At 41.6% G+C, this 3,593-nt stretch carries 1 protein-coding gene; it reads left to right on the plus strand.

Annotated elements, in window-relative coordinates; translation table 11 throughout:
• Positions 1-74: 74 nt before the first annotated feature.
• The coding region (locus ACH2DQ_RS07470; protein WP_395026192.1) for a LamG-like jellyroll fold domain-containing protein at positions 75-3,593 on the plus strand (3,519 nt) is incomplete at its 3' end.

The raw sequence follows: 3,593 nt of genomic DNA on the forward strand, positions 1-3,593 counted from the left end.
TATAATAAATTAAAATCAAAATTGAGCAAGGTTTTGAATTCTTTTTATGAAGAGGCAGAGAGGAGAAGTAAGAGATGAGGAAAATAATTAAAAGCGTGGAGTATAGGAAATGCAAAAATCATTTTGTACAGGGCAGGTCTAAAAGATTAATCATTATTTTATTGGCAGCAGCAATGATCAGTAATCAGTCTATTGCATATGCAGGGGCAGCCGGCGGGGATTCCGAAATATCAGATGAAACACGTTTGAAGCTGGCGGAACTTCCGGCTGCAGATATTTTTAACGTTGATTTTTCTATTGGTGCGGATGACCAGTCGCAGCTCCAAAATCAATTATTACAAACAACGGGCTCTCCTGAAATTGCAAAAGACAGGGAATTGAATAAAAATACTGCAAGTTTTAACGGAAGATCGACATATACCTATTCTTTTGGGCAGGGATGCCATGATAAAATCAGACAGAATCTGACAATGGAGTGTATGGTTAAGTTTAAAGATATTCAGTCTGGTGAACATGATTTCTTCTCAAATCAGGAATCTGGCGGGATTGGTTTAGGATTAAATAATGGTATGCTGACTTTTTTTGCACATGTAGACGGAAGTTACCGCCAGCCGGAAGCAGAAGTATCCGCAAATCAATGGTATCATATTGCCGGTGTGATAGATGGTAAGGAAGTAAAGCTGTATGTGAATGGTGAGCTAAAAGCTGTAAATACCGATGCCTGGAATTCAGGAATTCAATTCCCCTCATCTCAAGATGCCTGGAAGATGGTATTGGGCGGAGACATCACGGTAGATGGCAATATAAATTTCTTATCAAATGTTGATATAGGATTTGCGAGAATATACAGTGATGCTTTGTCAGATGAACAAATCAGCATTATGAATGAAAAAGCGTTTGAAGGAACTTCAGTAGAATCTGGCGGACCGATACAACTTGGATTGATTGGATCTTCCGGCATCGCAGAAAATGCTTCCTGGAATCTGAATATTCATGGGAGTAAGAACAAATCAAATGATATAGACAAGATAGAATATGATATCGTTTATGATAATACTCTTATGGAGTATGAAAGTGTGCAGCGTTTAAAAGATGGTGTTACCATTACAGAAGAAGAAAGCGGAAGATTACATGTAGTTTCTGAAATGGATTTATCAACCGAAAGCTTTCATAATTACAGCGCTACCAGGATGGGTAAATTGAACTTTAAGATAAAAGATATTTCAGATTCGGTTACCACCACAGTAAGTATGGAAAATTTCAAAGCTTATTCCTGGGGCACAGATGTTACAGAAAATTTAGAAACACTTCCAAGCGCAGAAAAAGAGTTGAGTCTTTATGCTGAAAATATGCTTGATGTAAATGAAGACGGCGTTATTGGTGCAGGAGATGTGGCACTTGCAGAGGGTAATTTAAAAGCTGCCGCTGCAGGGGAGGCAGCTATTTATCCATACAAACATGCTGTTATTCTCACAATGGACGGCTCCGGTAACGTGTGGGATCCTGACGCAGTATACTATGCTCCGTATAATGACGTACTACCTGTTAAGCATACGGATACGGAAACAATGGGTAAAAGAAAAAATACATATGCCATGAAGCTTATGAATGAAGAATTTGCAACCAGCTATACGGCCCAATCCACTGTGCCGTCTATATCTGCCCAGAATTACTTTTCCATTCTTCATGGAATTCCCTGGATGGATGTTCCGGTAGATTATCAAATAGATAATGATCTGGCAAATGTTTATTATTATACAGATTATGGAAGAGAAACGCCGCTGTATCCATCTGTTTTCAAAGCAGCCGAAGCTGCATTTCCGGAACGTCAGAATGCCGCATTTACTGAGTGGGCAGAGATTCTGGATGGTATCATTGAACCGGATGCACCGGTTATATGCAGCGTTTCTGAATCTCAGAGAAGTTTTTACGATGTAGCGGATTATATACGGAGTAAACAATATAAAAATACAGCAGTGGTTTATATGCAGAATGACTGGATGGATCATGTAGGACATGGAAACGGGTATTATTCGGATGTGTTCTGGGATGAACTTCAACAGTATGATGATCAGTATAAAGCAGTAATAGATGCTTTGAAAGAAAGCGGAGAATATGATGAAACATTAATTGTAACAAATGCTGACCATGGCGGAAGCGGTTATGGACATGGTTCACTTGATCCGTCGAATATGGATATTTTTCTGGGAGTCGGGGGACAGACAGTTCAATCGGGAAGACGCTTGCAGGGAGGTACTAATTCGGATATTCCGCCCATAGTTTTGTCCGCACTTCGCATGGAAGTACCACAGTCTATGACCGGCAAGGTATTTGATGAGAACATGTTTCTTACACAGGATGAAATGAGTAAGAAAAATCGCGATATTGAAAAAGTGGTATTAGAAAGAGGAAAGGGCACAGCGGTACTTTCACTAGAAAATCAGAAGTCTGAGACAAGGGCGATAGATGCAGTTATTGAATTAAATGGTGCGGAAGTTACGGATGTTCGTACAGACTGTGGTACCATTCTCCGTCAGGAGATAGCAGATGGAAAGCTGAAACTGACTATTTCTTACGATAGCCAGCCAGAGCGCCTTGCAGAAATTACATGCCAGTCAGCGGGTGATTCGCAATTGGCCCTGGAAGAGATTATGCTGGGAACAGAGTCAGGAAAAGAAATTTATCCGGATCTATTAAATACGGAAGAAAATGATGATCCGGAGCCACCTGTTTCAGCTGATTTATACAGCCTGAAGCTTGCAGCTGACATGGCGGAGAAATTGGAAGCAGAACAAAAGGAAAATAAAAGTTTTACCGATGAAAGCTGGAGCAGAGTACAGGGAGCCCTTGATATTGCAAGAGAAGTGATGGAAAACCCGGAAGCAGCACAGGCAGATGCCGATGAAGCTTTCCTGAATCTGATTACTGTATGCAATCTTTTGGAAGGCGGGGTACAGAAAGCAGGCTTGAAGGCAGCGATAGAGGGAACGAAAGCGATCCTGGGAGACGAGGCGGTTCTGGCAGATTATACTGAGGAAAGTGTTGAGACAGTAAGAACTGCACTTGCTGAAGCGGAAAAAGTATTGGCAGAGACCAGTGCAGATGCACAGACGGTTAATGATGCCAGTCGGAAACTGATGGATGCTGTTACCGGTTTGCTGGTGAAAAACAAGGGTACGAGACTGGATATCCTGATTCAAAAGGCACAAGAACTTCTGAAAGATAAAGACCAGTATACACCTTCCAGTGTGCTGATTCTGGAACAGGCATTAGAGGCAGCAGAGGCTGTAGCTGGAAACAGTCATGCAGCGGATGAAGAAATCAATAGCGCTTATGAGAAGCTGGCAGAAGCAATGACCTTACTTGTTAGAAAGGCTGGAAAAGAAGAGCTTAAGAATGCGCTGGAGAAAGCCAATGAGATCCTGGAAAATGGCGAAATATATTTAGAGGAAAGCATCGCAGGACTGCAGTCAGTGACAGATGAGGCACAGGAGGTCTTTGACAATGGTGAAGCAGATAGCGCTGCTGTTGGGGAAGTGCTTAAAAAATTAGTAAACGAAATTCTGAAAGCACGTTTGATGGGAGACGTGGAT

It is taken from the genome of Robinsoniella sp., assembly GCF_034124845.1.